The organism is Pantoea sp. Ap-870 (assembly GCF_011752515.1).
Lineage (GTDB): Bacteria > Pseudomonadota > Gammaproteobacteria > Enterobacterales > Enterobacteriaceae > Pantoea > Pantoea dispersa.
This window is the reverse complement of the sequence record NZ_VWXG01000013.1, coordinates 23,115-37,925: the sequence shown is the minus strand read 5'-3', so window position 1 is coordinate 37,925 and position 14,811 is coordinate 23,115. Positions and strand designations below refer to the sequence as shown.

Genomic DNA, 14,811 nt, shown 5'->3' with positions numbered 1-14,811 from the left:
GTGAAAGGTGCCCTGCCGGAGAGGTCACTCCGCAGGGCGAGACAACCATTAATTGGAGAACTAACGATGTCAGTAGCCGAGTCTAAAGCAAAAGCAGTCAAAAACACCAGAACCAAAAAAGTCACCGTCGCCGATCAGGCGGCCGTGAAAGCGGCGCTCGAAGCCGCGCCACTTGAACACGCGCCACTGTCGGCTTTCGTTGTGTCGCCACTCAATGCCCGTACCATTCCGTATTCGTCAGAGAGCGTTGAGAGCATGGCGGCCACCATCAGGTCGGTTGGCCTGCTACAGAACCTTGTCGCCCACGAACTGCCAGACGGCGAACTGGCGGTGGCCGCTGGGGGCAGGCGCCTCACCGCCATGAATCTGCTGCTCTCACAGCAGCTTCTGACCCCCGACTATCCGGTCGCATTCAAGCGCGTGTCTGAAGACATGGCGGCGCTCGTGTCCTACATCGAAAACGCCCAGCGCAGCGATATGCATGCGGCAGAGCAGATCGCCAGCTTCGCTACTCTGGCAGAACAGGGTAAAACCGCCGATCAGATTGGTGCGGAAGCAGGCTACAGCACCCGCCACGTTCAGCGCATGCTTAAACTTGCGAACCTTGCGCCGTTACTGCTCAAACTGCTGGCTGACGATCAACTGACGGTCGAGCAGTGTCAGGTACTTTGCCTGGAAGACTGTCAGGAACGTCAGGTGCGGGTGTACGAAGAAGCAAAATCCGGCTGGCAAAATACCTCCGCTACTGTGCTGAAAAAACTTATCACCGACAAAGAAATTTCGGTCACTGATAGCCGTTTTCTGTTCGTGGGCCGTGAAGCCTACGAGGCCGCAGGCGGCGTTGTGCGTGAAGATCTGTTCAGCCAGCAGGACGGCGAAGGTACAGCTGACGTGGTGCTGCTGGAAGCCCTGACCGTGCAGAAACTGGAGGCTATGGCGCAGGAGGTTCAGGCACACGAGGGCTGGAAATGGGGCATGGGGCGTATGAAGTCAATCTGGCCTTACAGGGATGGTCTGGAATACAGCCTCGCGGACGAACCAGATCCGGTGTACATCGATGACGAAGAATCGCGCATCGACACCGCAGGTCTGTTCTGGCTGACAACGCCTGACGACGTACTGCGTAACGGCTTCTGGTACTGGGCGGCGTGGCCCACCCATTCGCTACTGGGTCTGTCCCCTGGCGCGGCCGGCGCTACGTGGGACATCTTCTGGCACTGCGGCGAAGGTGCACAGCTCTGCACCATAAAGCTGACGCCGGCGCAGCTGCTGGCCAATCCGTGGATGCAGGAGATGGGCCGCCAGTTTATGGCGAACCTGCGCTTTATCGCGACCGCATGTGGCATCGCCGCCAGCCTGCTCTGGTGCCTGATTGCCTGGTACGTGGGGCGCATCGGCAAGAAGGAGAGCGAGGACGAATTTATCTCGGGTATGACGCTCACCGATAAGCCGAAGGAGGTAAACCTGCTGCTGAAAAAGGCTGGCGAGAAGTCCGATCTGCAGATTGGCGGCCTGAACATGGTGAAGAACGCCGAGGTCATGAACTTTCTGATCCACGGCACCATCGGCGTCGGCAAGTCCACGCTCATCCGCTGGCTGCTGGACTATATCCGCCGGCGCGGCGATCGCGCGATCGTGTACGACTCCGGCGGCACCTTCATCGAGACGCACTACGACGAGCGCCTGGACAAAATCCTGAACGCGCACGACAGCCGCTGTGAAAACTGGGTGCTGTGGCGCGAGGCGCGCGACGTGGTGGACTACGAGAACATGACGGCGGCGCTGATGCCGGTGGAAGGGGACTCCGACCCGTTCTGGGTGTCTTCGTCGCGCACCATCTTCAGCGACACGGCCATGCAGTTTGCCTCACGCCCCGATCGCAGCATCGAGACGTTCCTGAAGACCTGCCTCTCGATCGACCTGAAAAGCCTGCGCGAGTTTCTCAAAAACACCCCGTCGGCCAACCTGGTCGAGGAAAAAATCGAGAAAACCGCCATCTCCATCCGCTCGGTGCTGACCAACTACGCCAAGTCGCTGCGCTACCTGCAGGGGCTGGATAAAGAGGGCAAACCGGAGTTCAGCATCCGCGAGTGGATGACCGACGCGCAGTACGACAGCAGCTGGCTGTTTATCTCCACCACAGCCCGCCACCGCAAGGCAGTGCGCCCGCTGATATCCATGTGGCTGTCGCTGGCCACCCTGCTGCTGCAGAGCATGGGGGAGAACAGCGACCGTCGCGTGTGGTTCGTCGGCGATGAGATTGCCAGCCTGCAGAAGATACCGGAGTTCAACGAAACGCTGGCCGAAGCGCGCAAGTTCGGCGGCTGCTTCGTGCTGGGTATCCAGAACATCCCGCAGCTGGTGCACATCTACGGCCGCGAGATGGCCAAAGCCATCTTTGACCTGCTCAACACCCGCGCCTACGGCCGCTCGCCGAGCGCCGAGGTGGCCAAAATGGTGGAAGAGGAGCTGGGCCATCAGCGCCGGCGCGAGGCGCGCGAACAGAACAGCTACGGCCTCGACCAGATTCGGGACGGTATCTCCATCAGCAGGGACAAGGTCAACGAGCCCATCGTGGACTACGACCAGATTATGAAGATGCCCAACCTGCGCTTTTACGTACGCCTGCCGGGCGAATACCCGGTGGTGAAGCTGAGCCTGAAGTACCGCAAACAGAAGAAATATCATCCGGCGCTGATGGAGCGCGACTTCCGTGACCGGCTGAGTCCCGAACTCGAGCGCATCATCGAAAATAACGAGCGCAGCGCCCGGGCGGCGGACATTTCGTTCCCGACCGGAGAGGAGTGGCTGGAAGGGGAGGACCGCGCTTCCGCGCCCGCTCCGGTTAAACCTGCGGCTGCCTCGCCGTCCGCCGCGCCGGCAGAAGCTGACGTCCCCGTGACGACGCCGGAGCCGGCTACCGTGAGAGAGGGGAAGCCGTCTGTCGCACCGGGCCAGCCTGCTGTTCCCGCTACGCCTGCCCCCGACATAAGCGCATCGTCAGGGTCTTCTAACGTGCGACCGTTCCCGCGCCGCGAAGTAGTTCCGCGCGTCACTACGGTTCCGGCTGAATCATCCACACCTGCCATTGTTCCGGAGGGCGGTACCGCCACAGCACCGTCGAAAACCATCAGGGTTGTTCCTACGCCGGCACCGGCCAGGAAAGAGGCGGGTTCGCCGCTTTCTCCACTGGAGAGGATGAGAAGGCTCCAGAACAGCACATCAGGTAATGCAGGAACCGACAGCGAAGCCCCCGCGGGTGAAGCCCCCGAACTGCACATGCAGATGGAAAAAGACGACGGGGGCCGGCTGACCGTGCGGCACATCAGCCCGCGTAAAACCGAACAGCAACGTAAGGAGGAGCGCGCCGCACAGCACGGCGACGCCAACGAGCGTATGGCCGACGACGAAAAAAACATCCTGCGACACCGCGACGACTACGCGGCGTACCAGGAGATGAGTGACAGCCTGGACCCGGGAGGGTATGAACGATGATGACCGTTGCTCCGGTGGCCTCTGCCGCCGACGCTGCCGGCTACTACAGCAGCAAGGATAACTACTACTTTATGGACGACATGCCCACCCAGTGGCTGGGGGAAGGCGCGCGCGAGCTGGGGCTGGAAGGCCCGGTCGATCTCGATACTTTCACCGGAATTCTGCACGGCAGCCTCCCCAACGGTGTGGTACTGGGTAAGGACGTTCAGGGTGCACACGTGCACCGCCCCGGTCATGACTTTACCTTCTCGGCACCCAAGAGCGTCTCAATGCTGATCCTCGCCGGCGGCGATAAACGCCTGCTGGAGGCGCACCACGATGCGGTGAAAGAAACGCTGGCCATCATGGAACAGATGGTGAGCGCGCGCGATACGAAGGACGGCGTCACGCGCATCACGCCAACCGGGAAAATGGTCGCTGCGCTGTTCACGCACGACACTTCGCGTAACCTCGACCCGCAGATCCATACTCACGCAGTGGTGGCCAACGTGACGGAGCTGGACGGGAAGTGGAAAGCGCTGGCTACCGATGCGATCCACGGCGCCGGCTTCATCGAAACGGTGTACCGCAACCAGATAACGTACGGCAAAATTTACCGCAACCTGCTGAAAGGTAAGGCGGAGGATATTGGGTATGAAACGTTGCCCACCGGCGGCCGGCACGACCTGTGGGAAATAAAGGGCTTTACCGGGGAGGTACTGGACGAATTCTCATCGCGCCATCGTGAAATCCATGCGCGCGCAGGCGAAGACGCTTCACTGAAAAGCCGCGACGTGGCAGCGCTGGATACGCGCCAGCGCAAGCAGGATATCAGTCAGTATGGCGCAGACGAAATGGCACCGTTACGCACCCGGCAGGAACCGCCCGCCTCACCAGAGCTGGCTGTGAATACGTCTGGCAGAGTCCCTGAAGCAGGCACTGAGGCGACGTTAAAATCCGCAGTCCGGGAGCAGGAGGAGCCGATCGCTAAGCCGGAAACCGCAGACGGACGGGCCCGTCTGCGCGATCGCTGGCAGCGGCAGATGGACGACGTCGGTTTTGATCTTCAGGGCGTCATGAATGAAGCCCGCGAGCGTGAAAAATCCCGGCCTGATGCCGGTGAGGTGCAGGACGCGCCAGTGCAGGCGATGGAGGCGGTCCGCACCGCCATTTCCGTGCTGAGCGACAACAAAACGCGGTTTACCTATGGGGACATCCTGCTGACCGCACACAACGCCGGTGAGCTGCAGAACAGCATTCCGGACCTGCGCAGGGCGCTGGATCAGGCGATTCATGACAACCTGCTCGTGCCTCTCGACGGTGATAAGGGTGTATTTACCTCGCACATTCACCTGCTGGATGAGCTGTCGGTGCAGTCGCTGGCGGCGGATATTCTGAAAGAGAACAGGGTGGTCAGTTTCAGCCTCACCGGCAGTCCGGTTCCCGGGCACCTTGAGCACGTGGCCCGGGCGCCCGCCGTTATCATCAGCGCACCGGCCTCAGTCGGCCGTCTGCGTGCGGTAACAGAAGAACTGGTGACAATGTCACGTGAACAGGGGCGCGAGGTCAGTGTACTGACCAGTTCAGCCGAGCGCGCACTCAGCTTTGCCAAATCACCGGCGCTCAAAGACCGGCTTCTCCACCGCAGCCGCATGCTTGATGGCACCTTCAGCCTTGCCCCCCAGAGTACAGTCATCGTGGAAAGTGCGGAAAAGCTCAGCCTGAAGGAAATGCTGGTGCTGACCGGAGAGGCTCAGCTGCAGAACGCGCAGCTGCTGTTTCTGGACAGCGCCGGACGGCAGTCAAACGCGAACGCACTGTCCGTGCTGACCGCAGCGGGGGTAGAACGTCAGAGCCTGAACGCACCGTCTGACGGTATTGAGGTCCGCGTGACCAGCATTCAGGACAAGCGCGAGCGCTATCGTGCACTCGCAGAGCGTTTTGCCGGAATGGACCCCGCAGCCGGTCCCGTGACGGCGGTTGTGGCCGGTCCGCGTGAGCAGGCCCAGCTGACCGGTGTCATCCGGAATGCGCTGAAAGAAGCCGGACGACTGGGGGAGGCGCCGGTCAGCATTGTGGCGCGCACGCCGGTATATATGACAGCAAAAGAGCGTCGCCTCCCTCAGACCTACCGCGCCGGTATGGTGCTGGAAGACAGGTCGGAGAGAAATGAAACGCATCACTACGTCATTGACCGCGTACATGATGAAACCCGCATGCTCTCCCTGATCGACGGGGATGGTGTACTGTCCCGTGTAAAGCTCAGCGCACTTTCCGGTGACTGGCGCCTGTTTACACAGTCTCAGCTGGAGGTTGCTGCGGGGGAGCGGCTGTTTGCGCTTGCCGGCGACAAAAACGCCGGGCTGAAGGCACGTGATCGCCTCACCGTCACGTCCGTTGACAGAGCCGGCTGGATGGAGACGCTCGGCGTCCGAAAAAACGGACCGGCGACGGCGCATGACGCGCTTATGCCGGAGCCTGAGCGGGATCAGGCCCGGCGGATCTGGGCGATGGGGCAGGCCGCGTCGAAAACCGCAATTGGCCGTGCGTACCTGCGGTCAAACGGCCTCAGCGGCAGCCCCGTGACGGCACGTATCATCCCGCCGACGCGAAAGTTCCCTGAACCCCACCTGGCCCTGCCGGTGTTTGACGGTAACGGTAAACCGGCGGGCCTGACAATGGTTCCGCTGCGCCCCGGAAGCGGTGACGTCGATCGGGGGGCCGAGCGGCGTATCGTCACCGACGGCGCGCAGGCCGCACTTGTACAGAAAAGCCGGAACGGAGAAACACTTGTGGTGGCCACGCTGGAAGAGGCGCTCAGCGCGGCGCGAGAATACCCGACATCCGGCATTCTGCTGAAGACCGGGGACGCCGCTCCGTCTCCGCAGCTGCTGAAGGTTTCCGGCGGCCTGGAGCCGCTCGCCGGGGCGGCGGTGGAAGAGGCGGTCAGAAGCCTGCAGAGCCCGCCGCCTGTTCCGGATGAACCGGTCACGCCGGCGGCACCCACCGGCATTGGCGACGAGACCATCAGAGACCTCGTCAGGCAGGACGTGCATCAGCCTGATGTGCCGGACGCGCCGGAGGTGCAGACAAGCGTCAGAGACGGGCGGGCAGACGTGGCGGCAGAGGAAAAACTCGCCGCAGACCTCAGCCGTGCAGTTCCACAGGAGGCGGCTGACATTGAGCAGCCTGTGGACCCTGTCGCGAAGCCTGCCGTGGACGAAACGGACCTGGCCGGCCGGGTTCTGGAAGGTAGCCGGCAGGCTTATCCGGAGGTCAGGATGCCGGAGGAGAGCCGGGAGCAGCCGGTGCCTTCAGGAAAAGGAGAATCAGAGCTGGCAACAGAGCTTGCCGCAGGTTCGCGGACGGACAGGGAGATTGCGGCGGGGATCAGCATGCCGGCTCAGCACGAGGGCCCCGAGCGCCTGCCGCCCGAACTTTCTCACGAGCCGTCCCGGAACATACAAAAAGAACGTTAATTACTGCGGCCCGCCCTGTGCGGCCGCCTCACCTTCCGCCTGCTCCGCGCAGGCATGCGAGAGAAATCATGAAACAGATCCTGAAACTGGCCGCCATTGCGCTGGCCATGAGCACCGCTTTGCCCTCAGCACCATCGAATGCGGCTGAGGCTGCAGACTTTACCCCCGCGCAGCAGGCCCGCATAGGTGAAATTGCCGCTGACTACCTGGTGGCGCATCCCGACGTGCTCATTGAGGTGAGCAAAAAGCTGCAGGCGCGCCAGCAGGCGATGCAGCAGCAGGCTTACGTGCAGTCTGCGCTTAAAGCTCACCGGCTGCTGATGCAATTCGACGGCGTACCGGTTAAGGGGCCGGCGGATTCGAAGGTCATCGTTACGGAGTTCTTTGACTATGAATGCATCGCCTGCAGCATGATGGCGCCGGTGATGGAAAAGGTGATGGCCGCCAACGCCGGCGTACGCTTTGCCTTCCGTGACTGGACCATCTTTGCCTCACGCTATCCGGAATCGACGCTGGCCTCGCACCGCGGGCTGGGTATTTACCGCAGGCAGGGCGCGGAGGCCTACATGGCCTTCCACAACGGGATTTACCGGACCGGGCACAACGAGGGGAAACTCACGGCAGAGGATATTGAAAAGGTGGCCACGGCCGCCGGCGCAGGTGCCGCTTCCGGTGATGACAGCGCCGTTTCCGACAGGCTCATCGAAAACAACGACGCGCTGGCGGAGATGCTGGGACTGACGGGCACGCCGGGCATTGTCGTCATGCCGGCTGAGAATGCCACGGCAGACAACACCACCGTCATCCCGGGCGTCGTCAGTGAAGACGTCCTGCAGCAGGCCATCGTCCGCGCGGGCGGAAACTAAAAAAGCCCGGTGCAGAACCGGGCAACCAGCAGCGCCGGCATTATCAGAATGGTTTCATTGCCAGCGCCTGAGGGGGTATCGGCCATCCCGCCAGAACCTTTACCCCCTGACGGCCACGTCGTTCAGGCTGTTCGTTCCTCGCGCCGCTGCGGTACGCCTCAGCCTGAACGCCCTGCCCGTCGCCTGAATGGCGATCGTCCGCGATCGTTCCGCTGAATAATGAAAAATTACCCGTCCCCCGTGCTCTCAGTCGTTTCAGCGTCCCGCCAGGCGCAGAACTGCGTTAAGCCACAACCGCAGTTGTGATGACGGTCACGGTAAAATTTATCGGTGAACTTTTTTTATCCATACGATTCGTGCTATGTGCAATCTGTGCTGGATTTAACCGGTTGAGATGGGTATTCTTTTCAGAATTCGCCGGGAGGCGATCCTTTTTAGATCCTTGTCGAATACTGTGGTGGTTGATGACGGGGATGTGCGAAAACCTGTGGCCGGACATGCGCGGCGCGGGCAGAATTGAACCGGATGGGACGTATCCGTTAAAACGTCCAGGGTACGGAGCGCGGCATTTACCGGGCTCTGAATGCAAAAACCCCCTGACTCTGCTTAATCAACTTGGCGGAAGATTCAGAATCAGGGGGTCCAAAAGCAGGCGCTGCGCCTGCAAAGGATTATAACGCATGCAGTTCATAAGACAACCCCTGTCCGCCATAAGTTCAGGACAGGGTGAATGACCAGATTTTAATCGGGTTAAACGACCCGACCTCCAGACCTGACGGGCGCCATCGCGGCGATCACGCCGTCACCTGCAAATGTCCTGAGCCCGTCTGGTTCGCGCCGCAGAACTATCGACCGCTGCCGGGTGAGTTCGGCCACGCCATGCGCCGGCTCGTCGTGAAAGACCGGGCCACCGGCCAGCTGCGCCTGCGCCAGCGGATCTCACGCAATCCGTATTTCGTCAGGCTGCGCCACGCGGCCGGCCGCGAGCGCGACTTCCGGCCGGAGCGCCGCGCGCTGATTGACGCGATCATTCCATTGCTGATACAGCGCGCTGATATAGCCACCTGGGTAGTCACCGTTAACGTTGGCAGTCTCGCAGAAGAGCTCAGCCCGAAAGATGATAACGGCGACGTCATACCCGGCACCCGGGTCGAGCCGTGCCGGCTGTCGCGCCTTTTTCCGGAGCTGGCGCGATACGGGCTGCTGGAGATGCCTTCGCTTGAGTGGGACCCGGTTGAGAAATTCTGGATGCCGCGCCATATCGTGCTCACCGATCGTTTCTGGCAGCTGTGCGGCGTCAATATGGATAAGCTGTATGTCCAGCGTAACGAGCGCCTTGTAGCTGAAGCGGAGGGCATTATCGAGCCGGGTACGCATGAATCGGTGCGCGCCGCCCGCCAGCGCTGGTATGAGAACATGCGCATGGCCACGCTGCTGAAGCGGCGTGAAAAGGCCGTGAAAGAGAAGCGCCGCAAAAAGCTGGGCAAACTTCCGCTCGACGAGCGCCGTACGGCGATGGCCAGCTGGCTTATCCGGACGCTGCCGAACCACGAGCTGATGAACACCGACGCGGAGGCCTTTGACCGCCTGGTGTGGCAGAACCTGAACCAGCTGGAGCTCGGCCTCGGCTACGAGCCGGCCCCGCCCGACGTCGTCCACTGACGAACACCTGCGAATTTTACCGCCTTAACTGGCGGTAAAGGCGTTTGTGCCGCAGATAAAATCGCGCATTTCCGGCCCGCCGCGGCATCCGTTTTCCCGCAAAATATCCCTCATTCGCGCTGCTCTCCGGTCGCGGAATTTTTTATCCACACTTACCCGCAATCGTAAAGCGTGACTTACCTGCAAACAGATCTGAAATTACCCGCAAAACATTCCTGACTTACGTCAGAAAGAATTAATCAGAAAAGATAAATAAGGTGTTCATGCCGGCATTCTGCGGGGATAAATAAGGCCTTCGCTTACAGCGGCCGTAAACGTCCGCGCCGCTCAGAATTTGAAGCACCTCCCGCTGACGCGGGCCCCTTCTGAGCAGTTAGTTACAACAGACAAAGAATTCACTGTAATCAGCCAGTTCTGAACCATCCAGCCCCTCTCAGGCCGGACCTGCGCCGTACCTGAAGCCCGGTTGCCCCCACTGACCAGCCCCGGCCGCCCGGCCCGGAGGGCCGGAACTGCAGTGGCTGATAAATGGATGCTGTAACTACAGAGTCTGAGCTGCTTTATGGCCGGAGGCCCGCGGTATCTTTCTTTCGTCTCCGACCATCTGACTGATAAGCTGCTGACAGGCCGCTGCTTAAACGGCGTCGGTCAGGGCGGGGTTGGGCTTTCGCCACCATAAGCCCTGTAACCGGCTGTGCCGGGCTAACGGCGCCAGCTGGCATCTGAGCCGTCCTTAGCGTTTTATGGCGCCTCCATGCCGCTGACGCGACATTCAAATGACGGGCTGCGCACTGCTCGCCCGTCCGGCTACGTCTGAGAGGTAAGTGCGATGCAGATGGCTCAACAGCAGCACGGGGAGCTGGAGAGGGTTTACACCATGATCGGCGCCGTGGTCATGGCCATGGCCGGCGACGGTCTTGAAACCACGCGGCTGCGGATTGCCGGCTTTATCCGCGGAGAACTGGCCAGAACGCAGGCATGGTCGCCTGAGATGGAAGCGGCCATGCTGAGTGCTATCGAGACGCTGGAAATCTATCCTGACCAGGAGTTCGTGGAGAGGCACCGCGATGGCGACGACTGAGTTCTCTTAGGGCTGATGATGCCATAAAATACCGGAAAAAGGGCCATCAGACTCTGTGGCCCGGCATCATGGAAAAGCCGATGGACAACGACAATCTGAACGTCAGCCACCTGGCCTGGTGCGGCCTGGTTGCGCTGCATACCGCCCGCCGCGACGGGCTCGTGACGTCACCCGCACAGGACAACCTGTTTCTGACCCGCTGGCTGGCCACCGCCGAAAAACAGCGCCGCTTTCCCCGGGCGCTGGCGAGCGACATCAGCTGGCTGCTGAAGGAGGGGCGGGTGAAGGGCCTGCGCGCTGACCTGCCCGGCAAGCTCGACTATCTGTGGCGCGCCGGCAACGGTAACCTGCAGGCGCAGAACGACCTGTTCCGGCTCCAGCACGCCCTGCACGCCGTGAAGCTCACCGGCTGGATTTATATGGTGCTGTCAGAAAACGAATGGAGCGGCCGCCGCCAGCTGCGGCTCAGCCCGTCCGTTTCCGGTATTTACCTCCGGCGCAGCGCACTGGATAACGGCTTTGACGAACGCGGACGGCAGCACAGCCCCCTGGACGCGCGCATCACCGGCGACCTGGCCGCGCTGGATAAGCTGCTGCAGCGTTCGGGCTGGCGACGCGAGGCGGCCGGAGGTTCTGATGAACATCAGCATCTTCTCCTCGCGGACGGATTCAGTGCAGCGTGAAGGCAGGACGGAAAGCTGACGAACTTCTCAGACTACAGTGAGCCTGCGCGCCGGCTCAGGTTTCACGGCGGGCGGCCGGTAACAACACCCACGTAATCTGAATAATAAATCGTCTGATTCTACTCCCTGAACGGGGCGCTGCCCGGCGGCACCCCGCTTTTTCGGACGGCGGCCACGTGAGCGATGGCCCTGACAGGATGTACACCATGAACAGGCATGAAGTGACGTCTCAGCTGTTTCGCAGCGCGGGCTACGATCCGACCACCGGCGTGCCGGAGCTGGAGTACCGGAACGGCGCGTGCCGGCGCTGGCTCGCGGTGCCGGCAAAGGTGTATCAGGCGTTCTGCGCGGCCGCGGACGGCGACGCATTTTTCAGGAGCAGCATCGGGGGCCGCTATATTTCCCTCCGGGGCAGCCTCAGCCTGCGGCGCGGCGTCTGACGCCATCATCTGCGCCCAGGCATCGTAGTCTTCCGCGGCCTGCTGCCGCCAGCGGCGCACCGGTGCCCGGCGCTCAGCGCGTGCCCGGTAGCCGCAGCGCCGCTCGCGGGCCGCCCGGATCAGGGTCTCCTGCACCCACGTCCAGAACGCGCGCCCCGTGTGCGGCGTCACCGTGTAGCCCGCTTTTTTCATGATTTTCCGGGCGACGTTTTCATGCCAGTTTCGGATGAGCGAAAAAGCGCCGTGGATATCGCCGCGTGACGTCATGATATTTAATTCGTGAAATTCATTCATATTATCTGCTCCCTGACACGTAACTTTTATCGTCAGATTACGGAATATCTTCAGCCCTGATTTTATATTTATAATATATTCATATTAACATGTTTATATTAATGGCTGTCAGGTGGTAAAATATTTTAACATTATTTTATGGCGGTGAAGGATAATGAAAAAACAGGCTTTAATCATGACGGCATTACTGACCCTTCCCGTTATTCACGGGGCGGAGGCCTCCGTAACGGCCGGCTTTTCGCCCGGGGGCTCGGCGCTGGATCTGATACTGCAGTTCACCGGCAGCGCGCGTCAGAGCGCCGACGTGGCGGCCTATGATTTCACCAGCCGGCCGGTGGCGCAGGCGCTGTCAGCGGCCGTTGCGCGGGGCGTTAAGGTCCGGCTGGTCGCCGATGAAAAGAAAAGCCGGGACCGCTGGTCTCTTGTCAGCCAGCTCGCGTGCGCTGGCGTGGACGTGCGCCTTAACGGCATGTACAGCATCATGCACAACAAGTTTATTGTGGCCGACGGCAGTGCGGTGGAAACCGGCTCATTTAATTACACGTCTTCTGCTGAAAAAAGAAATGCGGAGAACGCGATGGTGATTAAAGACGAACCTGATATTGCCCGCCAGTATCAGGCTGAATTTAACCGGTTGTGGAATGAATCCTCACCGGTAATCTGCCCGGCAGCCGGCATGAATTAAAATCACGCAGGTCGCATATTCAGCGTTCTTTACGGAAAGGGGGTTATGATGGCGGCAAAGAAAACGTATCCGGTCCGGTTCACCGGGCTGCGGGGCTCGCGGGAATGCGGTGCGGATTTCCGTAGCGCTGAGCCGGAGCAGTGGCAGCGCTGGCTGAAACACGCGCGTGACAACAAGGCCACCACGGTGGTCACCTGCCTGTGCCATCCCCCGGAGGAAGACGCGCAGCGCCGGCGCCTGAAAGTGCATCTGTCACAGAAAACAGACCAGTGCTGGCTCGCCTCATGGGCTTTCTCCGGGCACGAACACGCGCCAGACTGCCGCTTTTACTCCGTCTGGCCAGATGAGCGACAGGCTGCCATCTATGCCCCTGACGTGGTCAGAGCGGCGGCGGATGGCCGGCTTGTGGTCCGTCTGCCCACCGGCCTGCAGAAGAAAGACGTTCCTGATAAAACCCGTGATGCGCCTCCGGCCGGTGCCGGACCGGGGAGGCGGCGCCGGCAGCCCTCAATGCGCCTGCTGGGGCTGCTCCACCTGCTCTGGGAGCAGTCCGGCATCAACGTCTGGCATCCTGCATTCGATAAAAAGAAACGCTCGCCGGGCTGGGTGAGCTGGCGCCTGAATGAGACTGCAGCGCGCATCCGCATCGGCCGGATCCCGCTGCAGCAGTCGCTGATGCTGATGGCCATGAAGGATTCGCCGCAGGTCGCGCAGAACCGCCAGACTGCGAAGGACGCCGGCAGGGGCGCACGTCGCCTCATCCTGATCTCGCAGCTGGCCGCCTGGAGCGACGCGGCCGATGAGCGGCTGCAGACCACGCTGCCGCTGGGGCTGTTTTTCGGTTTTCCGGCGCTGCAGCTGCCGGAAGACGTAAGGGCCCGTCTGACACGAAGCTTTTCGCGGGAGCTCGGAGACTGGCGGCGCGGTGCCCGGACGATGCTCATCTGTGAAACCGAGCCGCCGGAGACCGCCTTTATACGTAAAGAGGGCCGTAACGTGCCGCGCAGCAGCTGCAGGGTTATCGACGTGGCGCTGATGACCGTCAGTCCGCGCTATATTCCGCTGGACTCCCGCTATGAGGGCATGGTTGAGGCGCGCCTGTGGGAGGAAAAGCGCGCGTTCATCAAGCCGCTGCGCTACGACGGTGAAGAGGACGTTTTTCCGGACTTTGTGCTGAAGGACGTTTCCGGTGTGGATGCGCTGCCGATGGAGGTCTTCGGCATGATCACGCCGGAGTACCTGCAGCGTAAGCAGGTAAAAATGGCCCATTACGACAGGGAATACGGACCGGGTAACTGGTGGTACTGGACTGCTACTGAGCATTCCGAAGTGCCCGCCCTGCCTCCCCGATGAGTTTCGCATTCAGGGCACCTGCAATACGCTCTGGCTGCTCATGACTGGCCTTCGGGAAGCTGACGGGATTTGGTTCAAACCAGACTAGCGCCCCAGAAATGATCATGCCTTACTCTTTCAGCCATACAACCTGATAAATATTTAATTACTGACAGACTTGTCTGCCTTATATATCGACCAGATGCGCTTTACCTGACTCACGCTGCATCCCGCAAGAATTGCTGTGCGCGCAATCGTCATACCGGACTCGCGAAGCGCAATGATGCGCTCATGCGTTTTGGGTTCCGGTCTGCGCCCTTTATACTTACCTGATGCCCTCGCCAGTTCAATGCCCTGCCGTTGCCTTTCTCGACGGGTCTCGTAGTCGTCTCGTGCGGTCTGAAGGGCGACCTTAAGCAGCATGTCCTGAACGGACTCAAGCACGATTCTGGCCACGCCGTCCTGGCTGACGGCCAGCTCGGACAGGTCCACGATGCCGGGTATAGCCAGTTTCGCTCCTTTAGCCTTAATCGAGCCAATCAGTTTCTCAGCCTCTGTAAGAGGAAGACGACTGATGCGGTCAATCTTTTCGGCCACAACCACCTCTCCGGGCTGTAGATCGGCAATCATGCGCTGAAGTTCAGGGCGGTCAGCCCTGGCACCTGAAGCCTTCTCTTTATAGACGCCGGCGACATAAAAACCCCTGCCACGGGCATCTTCAATAATGCTGTTCTGCCGAGTCAGTTCCTGTTCATCCGTACTTACGCGAAGATACATATGTTCAATCTGCATAGGTTCAGCGGTCCCGCCCTCTT

The 14,811-nt window shown here is 60.8% G+C and carries 10 protein-coding genes; 9 read left to right on the top strand and 1 reads right to left on the bottom strand.

What is annotated here, in order from left to right:
• Window positions 1-66 precede the first annotated feature (66 nt).
• From traD to F3J41_RS22260, 9 genes are all read left to right on the top strand, one after another.
• Complete coding sequence (traD, locus tag F3J41_RS22300) at window positions 67-3,495, top strand: type IV conjugative transfer system coupling protein TraD (RefSeq protein ID WP_166712512.1); 3,429 nt, start codon at window positions 67-69, stop codon at window positions 3,493-3,495.
• Entirely contained in the window at window positions 3,492-6,953 is a 3,462-nt protein-coding gene (gene mobF, locus F3J41_RS22295) for a MobF family relaxase (protein ID WP_166712510.1), read from the top strand. Before traD ends, mobF begins: the two co-directional genes overlap by 4 nt.
• Before the next feature lie 68 nt (window positions 6,954-7,021).
• Window positions 7,022-7,819, top strand: coding sequence for a DsbA family protein (locus F3J41_RS22290; protein ID WP_104189803.1), 798 nt, complete (start codon window positions 7,022-7,024; stop codon window positions 7,817-7,819).
• Window positions 7,820-8,545: 726 nt separating this feature from the next.
• Window positions 8,546-9,481, top strand: a complete 936-nt coding sequence (repA, locus tag F3J41_RS22285; protein ID WP_104094467.1) for a plasmid replication initiator RepA — start codon at window positions 8,546-8,548, stop codon at window positions 9,479-9,481.
• Window positions 9,482-10,310: 829 nt separating this feature from the next.
• A complete protein-coding gene (locus tag F3J41_RS22280; protein ID WP_166712508.1) occupies window positions 10,311-10,562 on the top strand; it encodes a DUF2767 family protein in 252 nt (83 codons plus the stop codon).
• Between the two features lie 80 nt (window positions 10,563-10,642).
• The gene (locus F3J41_RS22275) at window positions 10,643-11,245 is read left to right on the top strand and encodes a DUF2913 family protein (protein ID WP_166712506.1); all 603 of its coding nucleotides are present in this window, start codon (window positions 10,643-10,645) and stop codon (window positions 11,243-11,245) included.
• Between the two features lie 206 nt (window positions 11,246-11,451).
• A complete protein-coding gene (locus F3J41_RS22270) occupies window positions 11,452-11,685 on the top strand; it encodes a KTSC domain-containing protein (RefSeq protein WP_166712504.1) in 234 nt (77 codons plus the stop codon).
• Window positions 11,686-12,154: 469 nt separating this feature from the next.
• Window positions 12,155-12,664 (top strand): phospholipase D family protein, encoded by a 510-nt coding sequence (locus tag F3J41_RS22265; protein WP_247656322.1) that lies wholly within the window; start codon window positions 12,155-12,157, stop codon window positions 12,662-12,664.
• 45 nt (window positions 12,665-12,709) lie between these two features.
• Window positions 12,710-14,017, top strand: coding sequence for a DUF1173 family protein (locus F3J41_RS22260; protein WP_247656321.1), 1,308 nt, complete (start codon window positions 12,710-12,712; stop codon window positions 14,015-14,017).
• A gap of 141 nt (window positions 14,018-14,158) precedes the next feature.
• Here the strand turns inward: F3J41_RS22260 and F3J41_RS22255 are convergent, their stop codons facing one another.
• A complete protein-coding gene (locus tag F3J41_RS22255; protein WP_166712500.1) occupies window positions 14,159-14,788 on the bottom strand; it encodes a recombinase family protein in 630 nt (209 codons plus the stop codon).
• Between the last annotated feature and the right edge of the window lie 23 nt (window positions 14,789-14,811).